This window comes from Phenylobacterium kunshanense (genome assembly GCF_003254525.1).
In the GTDB taxonomy this organism is placed as follows: domain Bacteria; phylum Pseudomonadota; class Alphaproteobacteria; order Caulobacterales; family Caulobacteraceae; genus Phenylobacterium; species Phenylobacterium kunshanense.
Genome location: NZ_QFYS01000002.1, coordinates 86998 through 109196, shown reverse-complemented (window position 1 = coordinate 109196; position 22199 = coordinate 86998). Strand labels below are relative to the sequence as shown.

The window sequence follows — 22199 nt, the reverse complement described above, 5'->3', positions numbered from 1 at the left end:
GTCAGCCGCGTTTCAGCTTTCCGATCGCGTCGGTGAGGGGCCGTTCGGCCTCATCGTAGTCCGCCCAGGCCCTGGACTTTTTCAGGAGCGCCGGGACAGTGCGGATCGTCCAGGCCTTGGGATCAAGGCCTGGCTTCACCTGGCCCCAGGTCAGCGGGAACGACACGGTCGCCAACTGGCGCGCGCGGGGAGACAGGGGCGCGACCGCCGTGGCCATGCGGTCGTTGCGCAGATAATCAAGGAAAATCAGCCCTTTGCGCTTCGCCTTGGCCATGTTGACCGTGTAGCGGTCGGGCGCGTCGGCGGCGATGGCAGCGCAGACCCCCCGAGCGAAGGCCTTGGCGGCGGGCCAGTCCGCCTGCCCCTTCCCGCCCAACAGCGGCGTGACCACGTGCAGCCCCTTGCCGCCGGTGGTCTTGCAGAATGCGACGAGGCCCAGAGCCTCCAGACGCGCCTTCACCTCTTTCGCGGCCTCGATGACCCGGTCGAACGGAATGGCCTCGTCAGGGTCGAGGTCGAACACGAGACGGCCCGGGACCTCCGGCTCGAACGGCCGGCAGTTCCAGGGGTGGAACTCGGTGGCCCCGATCTGGGCCAGGGCGGCCAGCGCCTCGACCCTGTCCACCTGGAGGTAGGGCTTGTCCTCGCCCGCGATCTCGACCGCGGAGACCAGGGCCGAGGATCCCTTGCCGAGGTGACGCTGGAAGAAGCGTTCGCCTTGGATGCCCTCGGGGGTGCGGATGATCGAGCAGGGGCGGCCCTTGAGGTGGGGCAGCATCCAGTCGGCGACCGCCTCGAGGTAGCGGGCGAGGTCCAGCTTGGTGATTGCGCCGCCCCGGCCGTCGTCGGGCCAGAGCGCCTTGTCGGGGCTCGACAGGGTGACGCCCATGACCACGTTGTTCCCGGCCCCCGTCGGGGCGCCGCGGGCCGGCTTCGGCGTGGCCAGCTCTGCCTTGTTCACGGGTTGCGGCGTCTCGGCCTCCACCTCGCGCGCGGGCTTGTCTTCCCGAAGTCCCTTGAACGCGCCCTGCCGCACCATGCCAGAGCCGGTGAAGCCTGCGAACTCGATCTCGGCGACGAGCTCCGGTCGCGTCCAGTGCACGCCCTCACCCCCGCGGGGCGCGCCGGGACCGGAGAAGGGGTTTCGGTCCGCCCGGACCTGGCGAAGGCGCGGTAGAACGCGGGCGACCGTGTCGCGGCCGAAGCCCGTCCCCACGCGGCCGGCGTAAAGCAGCTTGCCGTCCCGGTTTACGCCCACCAGCAGGGAGCGGAGCTGGCCGGCCCCGCCCGTCCAGCCGCCGATCACCACCTCGTGCCCCGCGCGGCACTTCGACTTCAGCCAGCTGTTTGTGCGGTCCGACCGGTAGGGCGCGTCCATGCGCTTGGAGACGATCCCTTCCAGGGAGAGGCGGCAGGCAGACTGCAGCACCGCGTCGCCGGCGGTCTCGAAGTGGTCGACGTAGCGGATCCGCCGCTCCAGCTTCCGGCCGGCTCTCTTCATCACGGCCGCCAGCCGCGCCTTGCGCTCGGCGAGGGGCAGGCCGCGGAGGTCCTCTCCGTCCAGGAACAGGGCGTCAAAGAGGAAGTAGATCAGGTCATCCGTCCGGCCTTCCGAAAGCGCCGCCTGCAGGGCGGGAAAGTCGGGCGAGCCCGCGGCGTCGAGCGCGCAGGCCTCGCCGTCGTACAGCCCGTCGGGCAGGGCGGCGGCGTCGCGGGCGATGGCCTGGAACCGGGCCGTCCAGTCCAGGCCCTTGCGGGTCTTGAGGCTCGCCTTGCCCTCCAGGACGCGAAGCTGGAGACGGTATCCGTCGAACTTGATCTCGTGCGCCCAACCCTCGCCCTGCGGCGGCCGGTCCACGGAGGTGGCGAGCTGGGGCGGGACGAAGCCGGGCAGGGCGGAGGGCGCCGTCACCGTCGGCCGCTTCGCCTTCGGCGCGACGCGGGGCTCGGGATCCTCGCGCGGCTTCGACTGCCAGACGCCCTTGGAGGATGTGCGGCCTTTGCCGGTCATGAACTTCGACGGCCCCTTGCCGCGGCCGGCGGCGATGTCCTCCATGGGTCGGGCCGAGGCCACCGACGTCGTCTCGCCCTCCACCAGGCGTTCGCCGCGATCCTCCACAGCCCAGCCGTCGTGGTGCTTGATGAGCAGCCAGTTGTCGCGCTTTTCCCCCGCGCGGCGCTTCATCCGCACCAGCACCCACGAGCCCTTCATCCGCTCGCCGTCCAGAGTGAACTTCAGGTCCCCCTTCTTCAGCATGGCGTGGGGATCGCCCTCCGGCTCCCAGTAGCCGCGGTCCCACAGCATCACCGTGCCGCCGCCATACTGCCCCTTGGGGATCGTCCCCTCGAAGTCGCCGTAGTCGAGCGGGTGGTCCTCGGTCTGCACGGCCAGCCGCCGGTCGCTGGGGTCCAGGGACGGTCCGCGGGTCACCGCCCACGAGAGGAACACGCCGTCAAGCTCCAGGCGGAAGTCGTAGTGGAGGCGCGTCGCGGCGTGCTTCTGGACCACGAACCGCAGCCGGTTGGACGCTTGCGTACGGTCCGCCCCGGCAGGCTCCGCGGTCTTCGAGAAGTCCCGCATCGACCGGTATCGGGACAGGGAATCGGCCCTTTGGGGAGCGCCCATCAGACCGCGGCCTGGAGCGCCGCGTCGCCGGCCAGGGCGGCCACGAAGGCGTTCCGCCAGGCGGTGACGTCCTCCCGCTGCACCGACTCGAAGAGCGCCCGCCAGCGCCGGATCCGCTCGGGCTTCTCCATCGCCAGGGCGCGGCGCAGGGCGTCGGCTACCTCCTCGGCGCTGTGCGGGTTGACCAGCAGGGCGTCGGGCATCTGGCCCGCGGCGCCGGCGAAGCGCGACAGGACCAGGACGCCGGGGTCGTCGGGATTCTGGGCGGCCACGAATTCCTTGGCCACCAGGTTCATGCCGTCGCGCAGGGGAGTCACCAGCCCGACCCGCGCCGCGCCGTAGATCCCGGCCAGTTCGTCGCGGCGGTAGTTCTTGTTCACATAGCGGAACGGGGCCCAGTCCACGTCGGAGAACTCGCCGTTGATGCGGCCCGAGAGGGCGTCCAGCCGGCCGCGGATTTCCTGGTAGGCCTCCACCGCCTCGCGGCTCACGGGCGCGATCTGCAGCATCAGCACCTCGCGCCGCAGGTCGGGATTGTCTGTCAGGAACCGTTCGAAGCCCAGGAACCGCTCCTCCAGTCCCTTGGAATAGTCCAGCCGGTCGACGCCGACGATCAGGTGGCGGAACACGGTGCACGCCGTCATCAGGTCGCGCATCCGGTGGGCCCGCGGGCTCTTCACCAGCCGGGCGAAGTCGTCGGCATCGATGCCGATCGGGAACGCGCCGACCTCCACCGTCCGGCCAAACGCCTTCAGGCGGCCCGGGGCGGCGACCAGCCCATCGGCCTCGTTCAGCACATAGTCCTCGAAGGCCTGCTGGTACTCCGGGGTGTGGAAACCCACGAGGTCGTAGTCGAACACCGCCTCCACGAGCTGGCGATGGCGGGGCAGGTTGATCATCACCTGATGCGCCGGCCAGGGCACGTGCAGGAAGAAGCCGATCCGGTTCTTCACCCCCAGCGCCCTGAGCTCCCGAGCCAGGGGGATCAGATGGTAGTCGTGGACCCAGATCAGGTCGTCCGGGCGGATCAGGGGGCGCAGGGTCTCGGCGAAGCGGGCGTTCACCCGCCGGTAGCCGGCATCGTAGGCCCGATCGAAGGCCGCCAGGTCGGTCCGGTAGTGGAACAACGGCCACAGGGTCTTGTTGGCGTAGCCGTTGTAGTATTCGTCGAGGTCCTGGTCCTCCAGATCGACGGTGGCGGCGGTCACGCCGCCCACGGTCTCGATCCGCAGGTGACCGGTGAATTCGGGCGTGGTCTGGCCGCTCCAGCCGAACCAGATCCCGGAGCTCTGCTTCAACGCGGCCGCCAGCGCCATGGCCAAGCCGCCGACGCTTTCCTCGCCCTCGCCGCTGGGCGGGTTCACCCGGTTGGAGACGACGATCAGCCGGCTCATCGGGCGGCCTCCAGCCAGTCCAGCACGTCCTCGACGCCGCTCAGGCCGTAGAGCGCCGCGGTGGACCGCGGGCGGCCGACCAGCACGCCGTACCCGCCGAGACGGGCGACTTCGGCGAAGCCGTGTTCGTCGGTCGCATCGTCACCGGCGAAGATCGGCCGCGCGCCCTGGAACCGGTCGGTGGCCATGAAATCGCGAATGCCGTCGCCCTTGGCCGCGCCCGGCGGACGCAGCTCTTCCACCATGTCGCCTTCCTGCAGGGTGAGACCGGTCTCGCCGGCGAGCCGACGTGCGAGAGCCTGGGCTTGCGCGGCGCGGCCGGGCGCCAGCCGGTAGTGGAGGGCGACGCTGGGGCCTTTTTCCTCGACAATGACGCCTGGATCCCCCGCCGCAAACGCACGCAGCGCCTCGATGGCGTGCGCCAGTCCCGGGTGTTCAGGCGGCAAGTGCAGGCCGCCATCGGCGTCGCGGCGGACGAGACCGTGGACGGCGGCGACGCAGGCGATGCGCCCCTCAAGAATGCGGTCGACGTCCTCCAGGGTGCGCCCGGTGATGACGGCGAGACGTCCGTCCAATCCTTCGGCCAGCCGCTCGAGCAGCCGCGTGCGGCGCGCGTCGGGACGCACGTCCTGCGGCCGCGCGGCGATCGGCGCCAACGTGCCGTCCAGATCGAGGAACAGGGCCGAGCCCGCCAGCCGCAGGGGCTTGGGCGCAGGCAGGCCGAGGGCGATCGCGTCGAGCGTCATGGAACTCCCACCCGAGGTGCAACCTAAACGCGGATGGGCCTCGATCGATCCAACGAACGCGCGCTGCGCGGAAATGCAGCCTCGCCCCTTGACCCGCCGGGCGGCGCGCGGTGGTCTCCGGCCTCCGCAGAGGAAGGACCATCCATGCCCGTCGAAGCCGACGCCATCGTGCTCTTCGGCGCCACCGGCGACCTGGCGCGGCGCATGCTGCTGCCGTCGTTGTACTTCCTGGACGCCGACGGATTCCTGCCGGACGGATTCCGGATCGTCGCCACAGCCCGCGGCGAGCTGACCCGCGAGGCGTTCCTCGAGGTGGTACACAAGATCCTCAGCGACCGCCCCGAAGGCCTGGACGAAGCCATCTGGGCCCGCTTTTCCGCGCGCATCGCCTACGTCGGCGCCGACGCCACCACGCCCGAGGGAGCCCAGGCGCTGAAGGCCGGCCTCGGTGAGGCGACGCGGCCATTCTTCTTCCTCGCCGTCTCGCCCAGCCTGTTCGAGAAGATCTGCGTGTCGCTGGCGGCGGCCGGCCTCGCCACGCCCGAGTCCCGGATCGTGCTGGAGAAGCCGATCGGCCGGGATCTCGCCACCTCGCGACACATCAATGGCGTGCTGAGCGAGGTGTTCGACGAGAGCCAAGTGTTCCGCATCGACCACTACCTGGGCAAGGAGACGGTCCAGAACCTGATCGCGCTCAGGTTCGCCAACACCCTGTTCGAGCCGCTGTGGAACAGCCTGTCCATCGACCACGTCCAGATCACGGTGGCCGAGACGGAGGGGGTCGGCGCCCGCTGGCCCTACTACGACGAATACGGCGCCCTGCGGGACATGCTGCAGAACCACATGCTGCAGCTCCTCTGCCTGGTGGCCATGGAGCCGCCGGCCGACATGGAGCCGGACTCGGTGCGCAACGAGAAGGTGAAGGTGCTGCGCTCGCTGCGCCGCTTCACCCGCGTCGATGCGGCGGAGAAGTCGATCCGCGGCCAGTACACGCCGGGCGTCGTGGGCGGTAAGTCGGTGGAGGGCTATGAGGCCGAGCGCGGCCAGAAGAGCGGCACCGAGACCTTCGTCGCCCTGCGCGCCGACATCGACAACTGGCGCTGGGCCGGCGTGCCGTTCTTCCTTCGCACCGGCAAACGCCTCCCTGAGAAGCGGACCTCGATCTCGATCCAGTTCAAGCCGGTGCCGCACTCCATCTTCGGCCAGGCCTCGATCCACGACCTGTCGCCCAACCGCCTGGTCATCGACCTGCAGCCGGACGAGGACATCAAGCTCACCCTGATGAACAAGGCGCCGGGCCTGAGCTCTGGGGGCATGCGCCTCCAGTCGCTGCCGCTGTCCCTGTCGCTGCTGGGCGCCTACGAGGGCAAGGGCGGGCGCCGGCGGATCGCCTACGAGCGCCTGCTGCTGGACGTGATCAACGGCGACGCCACCCTGTTCGTCCGCCGCGACGAGGTGGAGGAGGCCTGGCGATGGGTCGACGGCGTCGCCGACGCCTGGGCCGAGGCCAATATCCAGCCCAAACCCTACGCGGCCGGAAGCTGGGGGCCGGCCGGGGCCTTCGCCCTGATCGAACGCTTCGGCAAGGCCTGGTCGGACTGAGGCGCTAACGCACGCTCGTCCAGGGCTTGGACAACAGCATGGCGCAGTTGATCAGGCCGACGAGGGAGTAGGTCTGGGGATAATTGCCCCACAGCTCCTGGCCATCGAGAGCGATGTCTTCCGACAGCAGGCCCGCCGCGGTCCGCCGGCCCAGCATCTCCTCGAACAGCGCCCGCGCCTCGGCTGTGCGGCCCGACAGGTGCATCGCCTCGATCAGCCAGAAGGTGCAGAAGTTGAACGCCGTCTTGGGCAGGCCAAAGTCATCGGGGATGGCGTAGCGCAGCATGTAGGGCCCACGGCGAAGTCCGTGCTCCACGGCCGCCATGGTCGCCTGCATCCGCGGGTCGTCGGGCGGCACGAAGCGGACGTCGACCAATTGGAGGAGCGAGGCGTCCAGCTCGTCGCCCTCGAAGGTGGCCGCGAACCGGCCCTCGGCCTCGTTCCAGGCGCGCGCCTCGATGGTTGCGCGCACCTGGGCGGCGCGGGCGTTCCAGAAGTCGGCGCGGTCGGCGAGCCCCAGCTTCGCCGCGGCGTTGCCCAGCCGGTCGCAGGCGGCCCAGCACATGACCGACGAGTAGGTGTGCACCGCCTCCCGGCCGCGGAACTCCCAAAGACTCGCATCGGGCTGGTCGTGCAGCTCGAATGCCCGCGCGGCTATCGGCTCCAGGGCGCAGAAGTCCTCCACGGTCGCCGGCCGAAGCAATCGCTCGTCGAAGAACGCCTGGACCGTGGACAGGATGATCTGGCCGTAGACGTCATGCTGCAGATGTTCATGCGCCTGGTTGCCGATCCGAACGGGCCCGATGCCGCGATAGCCGGGCAGGTGCGGTGCGATCCACTCGGTGAGCACCGGCTCAAGGCCCACCCCGTAGACCGGCTGCACGTGGCCGGCCTTGCCGTTCGGCGCGACCGCGCCGCAGATGCCGGGCAGCTCGGGCTGGGCGTGGGGTTCCGCGCGCGGGGTCGCCGACATGTCGCCCCGGTTGGCCTGGTCCACGAGGTTGCGCAGGTAGCCGAGGTAGTTCTCCAGCATGTCGGCTGCGCCGAGCCGGTTCAGCGCCTGGACCACATAGTAGGCGTCGCGCAGCCAACAGTAGCGGTAGTCCCAGTTGCGGCCCGCTCCGTCGTCGGCCGCATGCTCCGGGATCGAGGTCGTGAGGGCCGCGACAATGGCGCCGGTCTCCTCGTGCGCGCACAGCTTCAGCGTGATGGCCGCCCGGATTACGGCGGCCTGCCACTCGAGGGGCACCGACAGGGTGCGCACCCAGCCCTGCCAGTACGCGGTGGTCTCGCGCAGCATGCGGGTCGTCACGCTCGGCACATCGCCGTCGAGCGGCTCGTCGGGCCCGAGGAACAGCCCGATCGGCTCTTCCAGGCGGAAGGCGCGCTCGTCCAGGATGTGGCCCACCGGCGCATCAGTGGTCAGTCGAAGTGTCGCGATCTCGCCGACGTAGCGGATATGGTTCGACCCGGCGGTTCGGTAGCAGGGCCGCTCGCCGTAGTTCATGGTCGGTTTCAGCCGGATCCGGATCCGCGGCGCCCCTGCGAGGGGACGCACCATCCGCACGAAGGCGAGCGGACGGTATTGCCGGGCGTGGTGACGATAGCGCGGGCAGAAGTCGAGGATCTCCACGGCCGTCCCGTCGGCGTTCCGGATCTCCGTGCGCAGGATCGCAGTGTTGCGGACGTAGGCCTGGAGGATCTCAGTCGTCCCTTCCACCTCGATCGCCCACAGACCCTGGGCCTTTGGCGCTTCGGGGTCTCCGCCCAACAAGGCCGAGAAGAAGGGGTCGCCATCCACCCGCGGCACGCAGGCCCAGACGTACCGCCCCGACCGGTCGATGAGCGCGCTGGCCGCGCAGTTGCCGATCGGGAACAGGTCCACCGTGGAATTCAAGGATGGGCTCTCCTGCCTAGGTGTAGCGGACCCGCAGGCGGGGCCCGCGGCTGTTCGAATGCACGGCGATGCGCGCGCCCTGCCGCTCGAAGGCGAGGTCGATCGATCCGTCTCCCACCTGCAGGCCCATCACGCTGAGGCGATCGATGCCCGCTGGAAGGCTGGGGTCGCGGATCTCCACCTCGGCCGCCTCGCCATCGATCGACAGGCCGAGTCCGGCCTGAAGCATCATGAACACCGACCCCGCGGCCCAGGCCTGGGGCAGGCAGGCCACCGGGTAGGCCACGGGGGGCTCGCCAGCTCGCCGGGGGAAACCGCAGAACAGCTCGGGCAGCCGCATCTCGAACTGGGTCGCAGCCTCGAACAGCCCCGAGACCAGCCTGCCGACACCTTCGCGGTCGCCGTAGTACGACATCCCCAGCGCGCTCAGCGCCGTGTCGTGCGGCCAGACAGATCCATTGTGATAGGACATGGGGTTGAACCGTGGCTGATCCATCGCCAGCGTCCGCAGCCCCCACCCCGAGTGGAAGTCCGCCGAGAACAGCCGCTCCGTCACCTTCGCCGCCCGGTCCCCGCGGGGCAGGCCCGTGAAGAGCAGGTGGCCGGGGTTGGACGCCACGACCCGGCACAGCTCGTTCCGGCCATCGAGGGCGATGCCGTAGAATTCCTCCTCGGGCATCCAGAAGCGTTCCTCCACCACAGTGCGGATCGCCGCCGCGCGCGCGCTCCAGGACTCGGCGGCGTCGCAGTCGCCGCGACGGGCGGTGAGGGCGGCCATGCTGCGGTAGGCCGCGTAGGCGTAGCCCTGGACCTCGACCAGGGCGACGGGTCCGTCCGGGAACCGCCCATCGGCGTGGAAGATGGAATCGCCAGAGTCCTTCCAGCCCTGGTTGGCGAGCCCGCCATCCATGGCGCGGGCGTACGAGACGAGCCCAAGGGGGTGTTCGTCGGCCTTGGCGGCGATCCATCGCGCCGCCCGCTCCAACGCAGGCCACCAGCGATCGATCTGGTCGTAGTCGCCGGTCCGCTCCGCGTAGGCCCCGGCCAGGGCGACGAACAGGGGAGTGGTGTCGACGCCGCCGTAGTAGCGGCCGAAGGGCACCTCGCCGAGGGCCGCCATCTCGCCCCGACGGGTCTCATGCATGATCTTGCCGGGATCGGCGTCGCGGAAGGCCGAACTCTCGCGCGCCTGGTGATCGGCCAGATACGACAGCACGCCGCGTGCGAGGCCGGGGTCGACCCAGAGGATTTGCCACGCCGTCAGGATGCCGTCGCGACCGAAGGCCGTCGAGAACCATGGGATGCCGGCATAGGGATACGGACCGGTACGCATAGACGTTGTGAGTAGGGCGATATCCGCGCTGGACTTGTCGATCCAGGCGTTGAACAGGCGCCCGTTCGTCGAGATCCTGGCGCCCTGCCGTCGACGCGCCCGCATGGCGAACCGCGCCCGGGCGGCGGCGGCTCGAAAGCGCGCCCGGCAGGGGGGATCGGCCTGAGCGGCCCCGACCTCGACGAACACCTCGCGCCGTCCGTCCACGGGCAGCGCAACCTCGAACAGGGCCTCCCGCGCCGAGAGCTTCGTGGGCGGCTCCGAGAACGCCACCATGCTGCTCCGTCCGACGTCGTCGAGGCCGTCGTAGGCGAAGCGGACGACCTGCTCGCCCACCTCGGGCGGATGCAGCCGGCCGCGCTGGCGTCGCCTGGCGCCCCGGACCTCGAACATGTCGCGGAAGTCGGCGTCGAACCTGATCACCACCGGCAGGGCGATAGGGTCGGACGCATAGTTCGTCAGCCGAATGCGCTCGTAGAGCCGCTCATCCCAGAGAAAGCGCTTGCGCTCGATGTGCACCACGCCCGGCGGTCCGGCCGGGCCTGCCGGCGCCGGGATCGCCCGGTTCAGTCCGTGGGAGGTGAAGTAGACGTTGTCCTGGCTGACCGCCCCCGAGAGCAGGGTCGGCGATCGGTCGGCCAAGGTGACCTCCCAGCGCGAGAGGATGCGGGTGTCGTCGTGGAACAGGCCATCGGCCGCGCCGGCGATGTCGCCGTGGCTGTCGGCGACGATGAACGTGTCCCGGTCCTTGAGCGCGTAGAGCCGCTGGGGAACCCGTGGTTCCTCGATCTCTCCCCATTCGACAGGGGTGGTGTGGGACGGCGCCAGGTCGTTCATCGCGGGTTCGTCGTCAGGCGGCCTCCGTCAGGGGGCGGGCCTGGGGGAGGCGATCGTAGATCTCCAGGTAGCGCCGGGCCATGGCCAAGGCGGAGAAGCGTTCCTCGAAGCGGGCGCGGATCGCCGCGCGGTCCAGCTCGGGAAGGCGTTCCACGGCCGCGCAAGCCTCGGCTTCGGATCGGACCAGGAACCCGGTGAGACCGTGCTCGACCACCTCGGACGCGGAACCATTGTCCCAGGCGATCACGGGCGTGCCGCAGGCCATGGCTTCGATCATCACCAGGCCGAAGGGCTCGGGCCAGTCGATGGGGAACAGCAGCGCGTCGGCGCCGCCGAGGAAGACCGATTTCTCGACGTCGCCGATTTCGCCGATGTAGCGCACCAGGGGGTGGTCCAGCAGCGGAGCGATCCGGTCCTCGAAATAGGCCCGGTCTGCGTTGTCGACCTTGGCGGCGATGCGCAGCGGCCGGCCGACCGCCTTGGCGATCGCGATCGCGCGGTCGGGGCGCTTCTCGGGCGAGATCCGTCCCAGAAAGGCGAGATAGCCCTGGCCGGCCGCGCTGTAGCCGTAGAGATCGGTAGGCAAACCATGGTGCACCGTCGCCGCCCAGTTCGCGAAGGGCAGCGGCCGCCGCTGGTCGTCACTGATCGAGACCAGCGGAAACTGCGGCCAGCGCGCATAGACGTCCGGCAGGTCCTTCAGGTCCAGGCGCCCGTGCAGGGTGGTCAGCGTCTGCCCGGCCATCGTCTCGAACATCGGGAACTGGAGCATGTCCGTGTGGAAGTGGATCACGTCGAACGCGTCGGCGCGCGCGCGGACTTCGGCGAGCAGGGTCAGGTGGGCCGCGAGATCCGACTTGAGCGGAGCCGGGTCCAGCCGGATCGCCTGATCGCGGACGGCCGCCAGTCGCGCCGTCGTCCGGGCGTCGGCGCTGCTGAAGAGGGTGACGTCGTGACCCAGGGCGACGAGGGCGTCCGTCAGGTGGGCCACCACCCGCTCGGTCCCGCCGTAGAGGCGCGGCGGCACGGCTTCGTACAGCGGCGCGACCTGAGCGATACGCATCGGGAACTCCTCGCCGCTGTCCAGGAGGATCGCAGCGGCCCTGACATCCATGGCTAGGACGTCCGGGCGGCGCGCAGGTTCCATGCGTCACGGCGAAAAGTGAGCTTCCCCGGCGCCCTGCCGGCTTCGCGTGCGTTAGGAAGGCGGCATGATCGAGACCTACCCCAACGCCGGCGCCCTGGCCGACGCGGCCGCCCATGGGATCGTAGCGCAGCTCGCGGAAGCGCTGAGGATGCGCGGCCGCGCGGCGCTGGTGGCGACGGGCGGGCGCTCGCCGGGCCCCGTCTTCGACCGGTTGGCCGCCTCGGACGCAGTCGACTGGTCCCGGGTCGTGGTCACCCTGTCGGACGAGCGTTGCGTGGATGAGGCCGATCCAGCCTCCAACGCCCGGCAGGTGCGCGAACGGCTGTTCCAGGCGCGCGCCGCCAAGGCTCACCTTCTGCCGCTGTGGCCCCCGCCGGCGGTCGAGGCGCTGACCGCCCTCGCGCCCTTCGACGCGGTGATGCTGGGGATGGGCGAGGATGGACACATCGCCTCCCTGATCCCCGGCGATCCCGGCCTGCAGGACGGCCTCGCCACCAAGGACATGCTCCGGTCCGTTCCGGCCGGCCTCGGCAAGCCGCCTGTCGCGCGGATCACCCTGACGCTCCGGGCGTTGCTCGATGCGCGCGCCATCTTCCTTCTGATCGCCGGGGAGGCTAAGCGCGCGGTCATCGAGCAGGCGCTGGCGGGCGCGGACCTTCCCGTCGCCCGGCTGCTCGGGCAGTCGAAGGTTCCGGTCCGGATTCTCTGGACGCCGGACGGAGGTTGATCCGATGCATCCCGTCACCGCCGAGGTCACCCAGCGGATCGTGGAGCGAAGCCGTGAGGCGCGCGCCGACTACCTGGCCCGGATGGAGTCCGCGCGCCAAGCAGGTCCAGGGCGCGGCAAGCTGTCCTGCGCCAACTGGGCCCATGCCTTCGCGGCCCAGCCCGACGGCGACAAGCAGCGGATGCGGGACCCGACCGCCCCCAACGTCGCGATCGTCTCGGCCTACAACGACATGCTCTCGGCCCACCAGCCGTACGAGCGGTTCCCGGACATCCTGCGCAAGGCCGCGCGCGAGGTCGGCGGCACAGCTCAGTACGCCGGCGGCGTGCCGGCGATGTGCGACGGCGTCACGCAAGGGCGACCCGGGATGGAGCTGTCGCTGTTCTCCCGCGACGTGATCGCGATGAGCACGGCCATCGCCCTGACCCATGACGCCTTCGACGCGGCCCTGATGCTGGGCATCTGCGACAAGATCGTGCCGGGGCTCTTCATCGGCGCGGCCGCCTTCGGGCACCTGCCGACCATCTTCGTCCCAGGCGGCCCGATGACCTCGGGGATCTCCAACGCCGAGAAGGCCCGCACCCGCGCTCTCTACGCCGAGGGCAAGGTTACCCGCGAGGAGCTGCTCGACAGCGAGATGAAGAGCTACCACGGGCCGGGCACCTGCACCTTCTACGGCACCGCCAATTCCAACCAGATGATGATGGAGATGACCGGCCTGCACCTGCCCGGCGCGGCCTTCGTCTCGCCCAACACGCCCCTGCGCGACGCCCTCACCGCCGCCGCGGCCAAGCGCGCCATCGAGATTCGCGACGGTGGGAACGACTACGCCCCCTTCGCGGCGGTGATCGACGAGAAGAGCCTGGTGAACGCCATGGCCGGCCTGCTGGCCACCGGCGGCTCGACGAACCACACCCTGCACATCCTGGCCATGGCCCGCGCCGCCGGCGTGCTCGTGACCTGGGAGGACTTCAACGATCTCAGCCGCGTCACGCCGCTGATCGCGCGAGTCTATCCGAACGGCTCGGAGGACGTGAACGCTTTCCACGCGGCGGGCGGCATGGCCTTCGTCACCCGCCAGCTCCTCGACGCGGGCCTCGCCCATGCCGATGTGCAGACGGTCGCCGGAACGGGCCTGCGCCGCTACCAGCAGGAGCCCTTCCTCGACGGCGACCGTCTCGTCTGGCGCGAGGGGCCGGCGGCCAGCCTGGACCGCGAGATCCTGCGCCCGGTGGACGATCCGTTTCAGGCCGAAGGTGGCATACGGATGCTCTCTGGACCGCTGGGACGCGGCGTCATCAAGACTTCGGCCGTGAAGCCCGAGCACCGCATCGTCGAGGCGCCCGCGCTGGTCTTCGATGATCAGGACGAGCTGCTGGCGGCCCACAAGCGCGGCGAACTGAACCGCGACTTCGTCGCCGTGGTCCGGTTCCAGGGGCCGCAGGCCAACGGCATGCCCGAGCTCCACTCCCTGACCCCCGCCCTGGGCGTCCAGCAGGACAAGGGCTTCAAGGTCGCCCTCGTGACCGACGGCCGGATGTCGGGCGCCAGCGGCAAGGTGCCCGCCGCCATCCACATGACGGCCGAGGCCGCGGTCGGCGGCCCGCTGGCCTATGTCCGCGACGGCGATGTCATCCGACTCGACGCCGAGGCCGGGACGCTCGACATCCGGGTCGACCCGCGCGAGCTGATGGCTCGGCCCCGAGCCGCCCGTCCAGCGTCCACGCCCGGGTATGGCCGCGAGCTGTTCGGCTGGATGCGGCGGGCCGCAGGCCCGGCCGACGCAGGCGCCTGCTCGCTGTTCGAGGTGGCCTGATGGGCATCCAGTGGACAGGTCTCGTCGGCGACGTGGGGGGCACCAACGCCCGGCTCGCCCTGGTCGACCCGCAGGGACATATCCGTCACCCCCGGTCGTTCTCCAGCCGTGACTACCCCAGCCTGGCGGCCGTCATCGCCGAGTACCTTCAGGCCACCATGGGCCGGAAGCGGCCGCCCCGCGCGGTCATCGCGGTCGCGGGGCCGGTGGTCGACGGGGAGATTGAGTTCACCAACCTGGACTGGCGCGTCTCGGAGGGCGACCTGATCTCGGAGTTCGGCTTCGAGGCCGTGCGGCTGATCAATGATTTCGCCGCGCAGGCCGTGGCATGCCCCCTGTTCGACGGCGCGGACCTGCGGGCGCTGGGACCGAACCTTGGGCGGGGCGCCCATGACTGCCCGATCGTGGCCCTGGGGGCTGGCACCGGCTTCGGCGTCGCCGCCCTGGCGCGCAGCCCCCGCGGGGACGTCCCGATCTCGGCCGAGGGCGGCCACGCCGCCTTCGCGCCCACCGACGAGGTGGAGGTCGCGGTCTGGGCGCGCCTGCGCGAGCGTTACGGCCGCGTATCGATCGAACGGCTCCTGTCCGGGCAGGGGCTATACGACCTCTACGTCTGCCTCGCCGAGCAGGCGGGCAAGGCGCCGGAACTGGCCGACGAGATGGCAGTCACCAAGGAAGGCTTGGTGGGCGACCCGTTGGCGGCCGCGACCCTGGACCGGTTCGGGGCCATCCTGGGTTCGGTGGCGGGCGACCTGGCCCTGACCTATGGCGCGCGCGGCGGCGTCTACGTGTCGGGCGGCATCGCGCCGCGTATCGCCGAGCGCCTCGCCGCCGGGCCCTTCCGCGCCCGCTTCGAGGCCAAGGGACGCCTCAGCGACTACGTGCAGACGATCCCGACCTTCCTCGTGGCGCATCCCTATCCGGCCATCGTCGGCGGGGCCCGCCTGCTGGAGCAGATGGGACGGCTGTAGGCGTTCACGCGCGCTTCTTCGTCGGCGCCTTCCTGCCGGCGGGCTTCTTCGCGGCGGGCCTCGCCGCGCGGGTGGATGTCCGCGCGGCCGCCCGGCGTCGCTCGCCACCGCCGAGGCTGCGCTTCAGGGCCTCCATCAGATCGATGACCTCGGCTTCGCGAGGCTCCTCGACCTTCTTGACGCCGTGGCCCTTCTCCTTCTCGCGGATCAGCGCGCGCAGGGCGTCCTCGTAGCGGTCGTTGAACTGGCTGGGGTCGAAGGGGCCTTCCTGCTGCTCGATGATCCTGGCGGCGATGTCGACCATGGCGGCCGGAGGCTTGTGGGCCGGGATGCTGTCGAACACCTCGCCCGCGTCGCGCACCTCGCGGTTGGAGCGCAGGGTGTAGGCCACGATGCCCCGGTCGCGCGGCTCCAGCGCCATCAGCCGTTCGCGCTGGTGCATCACCAGGCGGCCGAGGGCGACCTTGCCGGCCTTCTCCATCGCCTGGCGGATGACCGTGAAGGCTTCCACCGCCATGTCGCCGTCAGGCGCAAGGTAGTAGGGGTCGTTCCAGTAGAGGCGGTCGATGTCGGCCTCGTCCACGAACCGTTCGATGTCCAGGGTGCGGGTCGTCTCCAGCCGGACGTTCTTGATCTCCTCGTCCGTGACGACGACGTAGTGGCCCTTCTCGATCTCGTAGCCCTTGACGATGTCGGCGCGGTCGACGGGGCCGGTCTCCGGATCCGTGGGGATCATGCGGATCCGGTTCATCGTCTCCTTGTGGAGCATGTTGAAGCTGACGTCGCTGGTGCGCGAGGTGGCGGTGTAGAGCGCCACGGGGCAGCTCACGAGCGAGAGGCGCAGATAGCCCTGCCAGGTCGGACGAGTAGCCATGGGGAGACTCCGGATTCCGGACTCGAACGCCCCACGGCCGAGTCAGTTCGGAGTCTTTTCCAGGCCAAGCGTCGGCAGGGCCTGAGCCTGCTGGGCGTCGAGCTGGGGTTTGCGGAAGTTGGCGCGGAGGCCGCCGGGCGAGCCGAACTCCATGAGGATATCGGCCTTGGGATCGTAGGCCGGCCAGGCTTCCGTCCCGCAGGTCGGCGCCCCGGCCTTGGCGAAGGCGACCCAGCAGGCGTGCATCAGGCCCGCCATCGCCCTGTCGTCGGCGCTGACCGCGCTGATTGGCGTGCGGCGACCCCAGTATTCGAACACGTACTGGATCTCGGCTGCATGGGCGGCGCGGGTCAGCATCGGCCGGAACCGGGAGCCGACGTAGGAGAAATGATAGAGCCAGGCCGGCTTGCCGCCGGATGCGGCCGCCGCGACCCAGCGGGCGGGAGCGACGAAGACGCGGTCGGTGAAGACGGCGCGGGCCAGGGTGTCGTCGCCCTTCGCGGCCTCATCGGCGTAGTACGGTTTCACCGCCGGCGGCACGAGGGCGGCGGCCTGGGCGCCCAGCGGCCGGAAGCCCAGCAGCGAATCCTCGCCCGAGTTGGCCCCGATGATCAGCGGCACGTCGGCGAAGGCGCCGCGGGCCAGGGCCTGGGTGGCGGTCTGCTTCATCAGCCGGCCGTCGACGAAGGGCTGCGGCTCGCCTTCCAGCCCGACCAGCGTCTCGACCGGCAGAGCGCGCAGATCCGCGGCCGTGGCGGAGCGGGCGACGCCGGCCTTCTCCAACGCCGCGAGGCCCTGGGTCTCCTTCTGCGCCAGTCTCACGGGCTCGAACCAGCCGACGCCACTCTGGACGATGGCCTTGTGGTAGAGGCCCTTGGCGGCCGGGGTCGCCAGCAGCGCCAGGGTGCTGACGCCGCCCGCGCTCTCGCCGAAGACGGTGACATTCTTCGGATCGCCGCCGAAGGCGCGGATATTCCGCTGCACCCACTTCAGCGCCGCGATCTGGTCCATCAGGCCGAAGTTGCCCGTGGGCTCGCGGCCCGCGGCCTTTGTCAGGGCCGGATGGGCGAAGTAGCCCAGGGCGCCCAGGCGGTAGTTGATCGCCACCAGCACCACCCCGTCCCGCGCGAAGTTCTGGCCGTCGTAGATCCAGCCTGCGCCGGTGCGGTGTCCGCCGCCGTGCAGCCAGACCATGACCGGCGCGGCCTTGGCTCCCTTGGGCGCGAAGACGTTGAGCTGCAGGCAATCCTCGGACGTCGGGCCGTTCGCGCTGCCGAGGTTGGGCGAGCCGTCGGCGTTCATCACCTGCGGGCAGGACGGGCCGGCCTTGGTGGCGTCGCGCGCGCCGGCCCACTTCGGCGCCGGCCTCGGCGGCGCCCAGCGCAGATCGCCGACTGGTGCGGCCGCGAACGGGATGTTGCGGAAGATATTCGCGCGGTCCGTGGCCTCGCCGGCGAGCAGGCCTGTCTCGACCCTCACGGTGACCGGCGCCTGGGCGAGCGCGGCGCCGGCCGACAGCAACAGCGCCGATAGGCCCAAGCTCCATCGCGCCCAAACCGCCGTCCGTCGCATTCCCGATGCCTCCGCCATGTTTCGGCCGGGATTGCCGGCCCTTTTCGCGCTTCTCAACTATGACGCTTGACGGCTTCCGCTGCGCCCAATAGTTGATATTTACAAATGTAATCCAAGAACTGATTTGGGGATCGTTCTTTGCTCAAGCGTACCATCTGGCTGGCGACCGCGGCCACGGCGATCTCCGCGACCTGCGCCATGGCCCAGCCGTCGGCCGCGCCTGCCGCCAAGGGGCAAGCCGCGCCGCCCACCGTGGGTGAAGTGAGAATCGAGGGAGCGCCGCCGCCGGTGCGGACCTCCATCGACCGCCAGAGCTACAGCGTCGCCAACGATCTGCAGACCAGCGCCGGCTCGATCAGCGACGCCCTGCGCAATGTGCCGTCGCTGGAGGTGGACGTGCAGGGCAATGTGGCGCTGCGCGGCGACACCAACGTCACCATCCTGATCGACGGCAAGCCCTCGGGCATGTTCCAGGGGGACACCCGCGCCCAGGCGCTGCAGAACCTGCCTGCGGACCAGATCGACCGCGTGGAGGTGATCACCAACCCCTCGGCCGCCTTCGACCCCAACGGCAGCGGCGGGATCATCAACCTGGTGACCAAGAAGACCCGAAAGGCCGGCGCGAACGGCTCGGTGCGGGCCAACGTCGGCTCGCAAGGGCGCCAGAACGGCGGCGTCAGCGCCTCGTACCGCGATGGCAAGCTGACCCTGTCGGGCGACGCCAGCCTGCGCCACGACTCCATCAAGCAGACCTATACGCGCGAGCGGGAGGCGACGGACCCGGCGGGCGGGACGATCCGCAGCCTGCAGCAGGGCACGGGCCGGGGGCGGGTGAACGTGCAGAACCTCCGCGGGGGCCTGGACTACGACATCACCGACGACGACCGGGTCTCGCTGGAGCTGCGCTACACCAACGTCGACTTCGCCGACCGCAGCTTCGAGGCTTTCGACCAGGTCTCGGGCGCCGGGATCGTGACGCGCGGCTACGACCGGTTGGGCAGCGCCAGCCAGGAGCGGCCGACCCTGGCCGGGACCCTGCGCTACCGCCACGTCTTCGGCGACGACCACCAGCTCGACATCGACCTCGGCCGCGAGCGCAACAGGACGGCCTTTGAGCGGGACTCCGCCTATGTCGACCGGATCCCGGCCGGCCCAGGGTTCTACGAGGCCCAGGACCAGGTGAACCTGTTCTGGAAGACCACGGCCAAGGTCGAATACACGCGGCCCATGGGTGAGGGGCATAAGCTCAAGCTGGGCTACAGCCTCGACGCCGACGACAACGACTACGACACCCTGGGCGTCCGGGGCCCGAACGAAGCGACGGCGACCCCCAACGCTCAACTGTCAAACAGCTACAGGTTCGACCAGCAGGTCCACGCGCTGTACGGCACCTACGAGCGCCCGTTCGGCAAGCTGACAGCCCTGGCCGGCCTGCGGCTCGAGGCGGTGACCATCGACATCAACAGTGTGACCCAGGCGATCACGGCCAGGAACGACGACGTCAGCGTCTATCCGTCACTGCACCTGAACTACGAGCTCACCGAGGCGCAGAAGCTGACCGCCAGCTACAGTCGCCGGATCCAGCGGCCCCAGCCGACGGACTACAACCCCTTCCGCCGCTACCAGGATCAGCAGAACTTCTCGTCCGGCAACCCCGACCTGAAGCCGCAGCAGACCGACTCCTTCGAGCTGGGCTATCAGTACCGGAAGAACGGGGCGATCTATCAGGCCACCTTCTATTATCGGGACATCCGGGACGCGGTGAACAATGTCACCCGCGACATCGGCGACGGGGTGTTCCTTGTCACCCAGGCCAATATTGGCGAAAGCCGCAGCGCAGGGGCGGAGGTGGTCGCCAACGGCAAGCTCTTCCCGCAGCTCTCGTACAACATCAGCGGCAACGTCGGCTGGACCCAGATCGACGCGGCGGGCCTGGGCTTCGGCAGCCGCCAGCGCGACGCCTTCACGGCCTCGGGTCGGGCGAACCTGAGCTGGCAGGTCACCGACAGGGACTTCCTGCAGGTGAACGGCTTCCTGAACGGCAAGCGCCTGACGCCGCAGGGCTATGTGCAGCCGCAGGGTGCGCTGAACCTGGGCTATCGGCGCAAGGTGAGCGACCAGCTGTCCTTCCTGGTCACCGCCCAGGACCTGCTCGGCACGCTGGAGTTCAAGCGGATCATCGACACGCCCGCGTTCAGGGATGTGGAGCATTACAAGGCGCGGCATCGCGGCGTCTTCGTCGGCTTCACCTATACCTTCGGCGGCGGCAAGGCGCGCGACCCGGGCTTCGACTTCGGCGGTGGCGGCGGCCCGCCCGGATAGCGATTCCCGGCCTTGACTCCAGGGCTCGGGAGTTCCAGAACAAAACTGGAACAAAAGGAGTCCCAAAGCCATGTCCGATTTTCGCGGCAGGCGGCTCGCCGTCATGCGGGCGAAGATCGCCGCCCTTGAGAGTGCGGGGCGGGCGGAGGCTGGCGTGCTGCCGTTCGGCAGCGCCGAGATCGACGCGCGGCTGCCCGGCGGCGGCCTGCCACTGGGGCGCTGGCATGAGGTGACGGCGGGCGGGATCGAGGCCGAGACCTCGGCTGCGCCGGCGGCCTTCGCGGCGCTGGCGGCGGCGCCGCTGGCCCGGCGGGGCGAGGCGGTCTGGGTGTTGCGGCGGGACGACCTGTGGGCGCCGGGGCTCGCCGGCCTTGGCTTTCCGTCAGGACGCCTGATCCAGGTCTGCGCCCGCGACGAGGCCGAGGCGCTGTCGGTGATGGAGGACGCCCTGGGGACGGTCGGCGTCTCGGCGGTGTTCGGCGAGGTGGAGGCGGTGGACCTCACCGCCGGCCGGCGGCTGCAGCTGGCTTGCGAGCGGCACGGCGGCACGGCCTTCGTGCTGAAGCGGCGGCCCTATGGCGGGGCGGGCCGCAAGGAGGCCGCGGGGTCGGTGGCCGCCACCCGCTGGCGCGTGGCCTCGGCGCCGTCCGAGCCGGCAGAGGGGACGTTCGGCCTGGGCGCGCCCCGGTTCGAGGTGGCGCTGGAACGCTGTCGGGGCGGGCGGCCCGGCGCATGGATCCTGGAGGCCCAGGGGGCCTATTCATGGGAGGCAGGCGATGTCGCGCATCCTCTGCGCCTGGTCGCCCCTGTGGGCGATCGCGAACTGGCGCCGGCGAGCGAACGCGAACGGGCCCCAGACCGACACGCCGCCTGAGGCCCCGTTCGCCCTGATCGAAACGGTGCGCCAGGTCCGGCGGCTGTCAGCGGTGAGCCCGGAGGCGGCGCGTCTGGGGCTTCGGGTCGGGCAGAAGGCGACCGACGCCGCGGCCCTGGTTCCGGAGCTGGCGACCGCCGACGCCGAACCCGAGGCGGACGCGGCGGCGTTGACCGAGCTGGTCCACTGGTGCGTGCGCTTCTCCCCGGCGGTGGCGGCGGACCCGCCCGATGGCCTCTTCCTCGACATCAGCGGCGTGGCGCACCTGTGGGGCGGCGAGGCCGAACTTATGGCCGACCTGCGCGTGCGGCTCCTCGCCAATGGCCTGCTGTTCCGCCTGACGATCGCCGACACGCCGGGCGCCGCCTGGGCCCTGGCGCACCATGGGCGGGACGGGACCATCGCTCCGCCGAACGGGCAGGCCGCCCTGCTGAAGCCCCTGCCGCCGGCCGCCCTGCGGTTGGACCCCGACGCCGCCGCCCAGATCGAGCGGCTGGGCCTGCGCCGGCTGGAGCAGCTCATGGATATCCCCCGCGCGCCCCTGGGCCGGCGGTTCGGAGCGGCGACGCTCATGCGGCTGGACCAGGCCCTGGGCCGCATGCCCGAGGCCCTGGCCTTCCGCCGCCCGCCGACGCCCTACGTCGCGCGCCTCGCCTTCTTCGAGCCGATCAGCGCGCCCGAGGACATGGCGCGGGTCACCGAGGACGTGGTGGCTAAACTCTGCGCCCGCCTGGAGGCCGAGGGTCGGGGGGCGCGGCGGTTCGAGATCGCCTTCCACCGGGTGGACGGCAAGGCGCCCAGCCTGGCGGTCGGCCTGTCGCTGGCCGGGCGCGAGGCCCGTCGCATCGCGCGTCTGTTCCAGCCGAAGCTGGAGACCGTCGATCCCGGCTTCGGCGTCGAGTCGGTGACCATCGCCGCCTATGCGGTGGAGGCGGTCTCGGGCCGCCAGGGGCGGATCGCCGGGGGCGACGCGGCGGCGGCCGAGGAGGGGCTGGCGGCCCTGGTCGACCGGTTGGCCAACCGCCTGGGACCGACCCGGGTCTGGCGCGCCGTCCCCGTCGAAAGCCATGTGCCCGAGCGCTCGGTCCGCGCCGAACCTCCGCTGGGCGGGTCGAAGGAGGAGGCCCGGACCTGGAATCCCGAAGCGCCGCGGCCCGTACGCCTGTTCCGCCGGCCGGAACCGCTGGAGCAGGTGATGGCCCTCACCCCCGACGACCCGCCCCGCCAGTTCCGCTGGCGGGGCCGGACACACCAGGTGCGCCGGGCCGAGGGGCCCGAACGGATCGGCGAGGAATGGTGGCGGCGCGGGATCGAGGAGGTCTCGGTCGTCCATGTGCGCGACTACTACCGGGTGGAGGACCAGGACGGCGCGCGGTTCTGGGTTTTCCGCGCCGGCCTCTACGGCGATCCCGCAGCCCCGCCGAAATGGTGGCTGCACGGCCTGTTCGGATAGGAGTTCAG

General features: G+C 70.6%; 15 protein-coding genes. 7 read left to right on the top strand and 8 right to left on the bottom strand.

The window, feature by feature from the left end; all coding sequences use genetic code 11:
- Nucleotide 1: 1 nt before the first annotated feature.
- Genes ligD through otsB form a run of 3 tightly spaced genes read right to left on the bottom strand, consistent with a single transcriptional unit; the run spans nt 2 to nt 4766 of the window.
- Complete coding sequence (gene ligD, locus DJ019_RS04780) at nt 2-2626, bottom strand: DNA ligase D (RefSeq protein WP_111274860.1); 2625 nt, start codon at nt 2624-2626, stop codon at nt 2-4.
- Nucleotides 2626-4020, bottom strand: coding sequence for an alpha,alpha-trehalose-phosphate synthase (UDP-forming) (gene otsA, locus DJ019_RS04775; protein WP_111274859.1), 1395 nt, complete (start codon nt 4018-4020; stop codon nt 2626-2628). Before otsA ends, ligD begins: the two co-directional genes overlap by 1 nt.
- Complete coding sequence (otsB, locus tag DJ019_RS04770; protein WP_111274858.1) at nt 4017-4766, bottom strand: trehalose-phosphatase; 750 nt, start codon at nt 4764-4766, stop codon at nt 4017-4019. Before otsB ends, otsA begins: the two co-directional genes overlap by 4 nt.
- 144 nt (nt 4767-4910) lie before the next feature.
- Here otsB and zwf point away from each other — a divergent pair, with 144 nt between their 5' ends.
- Nucleotides 4911-6368 (top strand): glucose-6-phosphate dehydrogenase, encoded by a 1458-nt coding sequence (gene zwf, locus DJ019_RS04765; RefSeq protein WP_111274857.1) that lies wholly within the window; start codon nt 4911-4913, stop codon nt 6366-6368.
- A gap of 4 nt (nt 6369-6372) precedes the next feature.
- On the opposite strand, the gene DJ019_RS04760 is transcribed toward zwf, so the two are convergent.
- The 3 genes from DJ019_RS04760 to DJ019_RS04750 are packed head-to-tail and all read right to left on the bottom strand — an operon-like array spanning nt 6373 to nt 11498.
- Nucleotides 6373-8265, bottom strand: coding sequence for a glycoside hydrolase family 15 protein (locus DJ019_RS04760; RefSeq protein ID WP_111274856.1), 1893 nt, complete (start codon nt 8263-8265; stop codon nt 6373-6375).
- A gap of 16 nt (nt 8266-8281) precedes the next feature.
- A complete protein-coding gene (locus tag DJ019_RS04755; RefSeq protein WP_111274855.1) occupies nt 8282-10435 on the bottom strand; it encodes an amylo-alpha-1,6-glucosidase in 2154 nt (717 codons plus the stop codon).
- 13 nt (nt 10436-10448) lie between these two features.
- Nucleotides 10449-11498, bottom strand: coding sequence for a glycosyltransferase family 4 protein (locus DJ019_RS04750; RefSeq protein ID WP_111275472.1), 1050 nt, complete (start codon nt 11496-11498; stop codon nt 10449-10451).
- A gap of 148 nt (nt 11499-11646) precedes the next feature.
- Between DJ019_RS04750 and pgl the strand changes: the two genes are divergently transcribed.
- From pgl to glk, 3 genes are read left to right on the top strand one after another with little or no spacing between them, the layout of a single operon-like run.
- The gene (gene pgl / locus DJ019_RS04745) at nt 11647-12309 is read left to right on the top strand and encodes a 6-phosphogluconolactonase (protein WP_111274854.1); all 663 of its coding nucleotides are present in this window, start codon (nt 11647-11649) and stop codon (nt 12307-12309) included.
- A gap of 4 nt (nt 12310-12313) precedes the next feature.
- Nucleotides 12314-14125, top strand: a complete 1812-nt coding sequence (gene edd, locus DJ019_RS04740) for a phosphogluconate dehydratase (RefSeq protein WP_111274853.1) — start codon at nt 12314-12316, stop codon at nt 14123-14125.
- On the top strand, nt 14125-15096 hold the full coding sequence (glk, locus tag DJ019_RS04735) for a glucokinase (RefSeq protein WP_111274852.1): 972 nt from the start codon (nt 14125-14127) through the stop codon (nt 15094-15096). Before edd ends, glk begins: the two co-directional genes overlap by 1 nt.
- Before the next feature lie 4 nt (nt 15097-15100).
- On the opposite strand, the gene ku is transcribed toward glk, so the two are convergent.
- Nucleotides 15101-15970: a non-homologous end joining protein Ku gene (gene ku, locus DJ019_RS04730; protein ID WP_111274851.1), complete on the bottom strand. Its 870-nt coding sequence runs from the start codon at nt 15968-15970 to the stop codon at nt 15101-15103.
- 42 nt (nt 15971-16012) lie between these two features.
- Entirely contained in the window at nt 16013-17542 is a 1530-nt protein-coding gene (locus tag DJ019_RS04725) for a carboxylesterase/lipase family protein (protein ID WP_165843896.1), read from the bottom strand.
- A gap of 138 nt (nt 17543-17680) precedes the next feature.
- Here DJ019_RS04725 and DJ019_RS04720 point away from each other — a divergent pair, with 138 nt between their 5' ends.
- The 3 genes from DJ019_RS04720 (at nt 17681) to DJ019_RS04710 (ending at nt 22191) form a co-directional block, all read left to right on the top strand.
- Nucleotides 17681-19864, top strand: coding sequence for a TonB-dependent receptor domain-containing protein (locus DJ019_RS04720; RefSeq protein WP_240606374.1), 2184 nt, complete (start codon nt 17681-17683; stop codon nt 19862-19864).
- Nucleotides 19865-19934: 70 nt separating this feature from the next.
- Complete coding sequence (locus DJ019_RS04715; RefSeq protein WP_111274849.1) at nt 19935-20738, top strand: ImuA family protein; 804 nt, start codon at nt 19935-19937, stop codon at nt 20736-20738.
- Nucleotides 20641-22191, top strand: a complete 1551-nt coding sequence (locus DJ019_RS04710; RefSeq protein ID WP_111274848.1) for a DUF6504 family protein — start codon at nt 20641-20643, stop codon at nt 22189-22191. Before DJ019_RS04715 ends, DJ019_RS04710 begins: the two co-directional genes overlap by 98 nt.
- Nucleotides 22192-22199 lie beyond the last annotated feature (8 nt).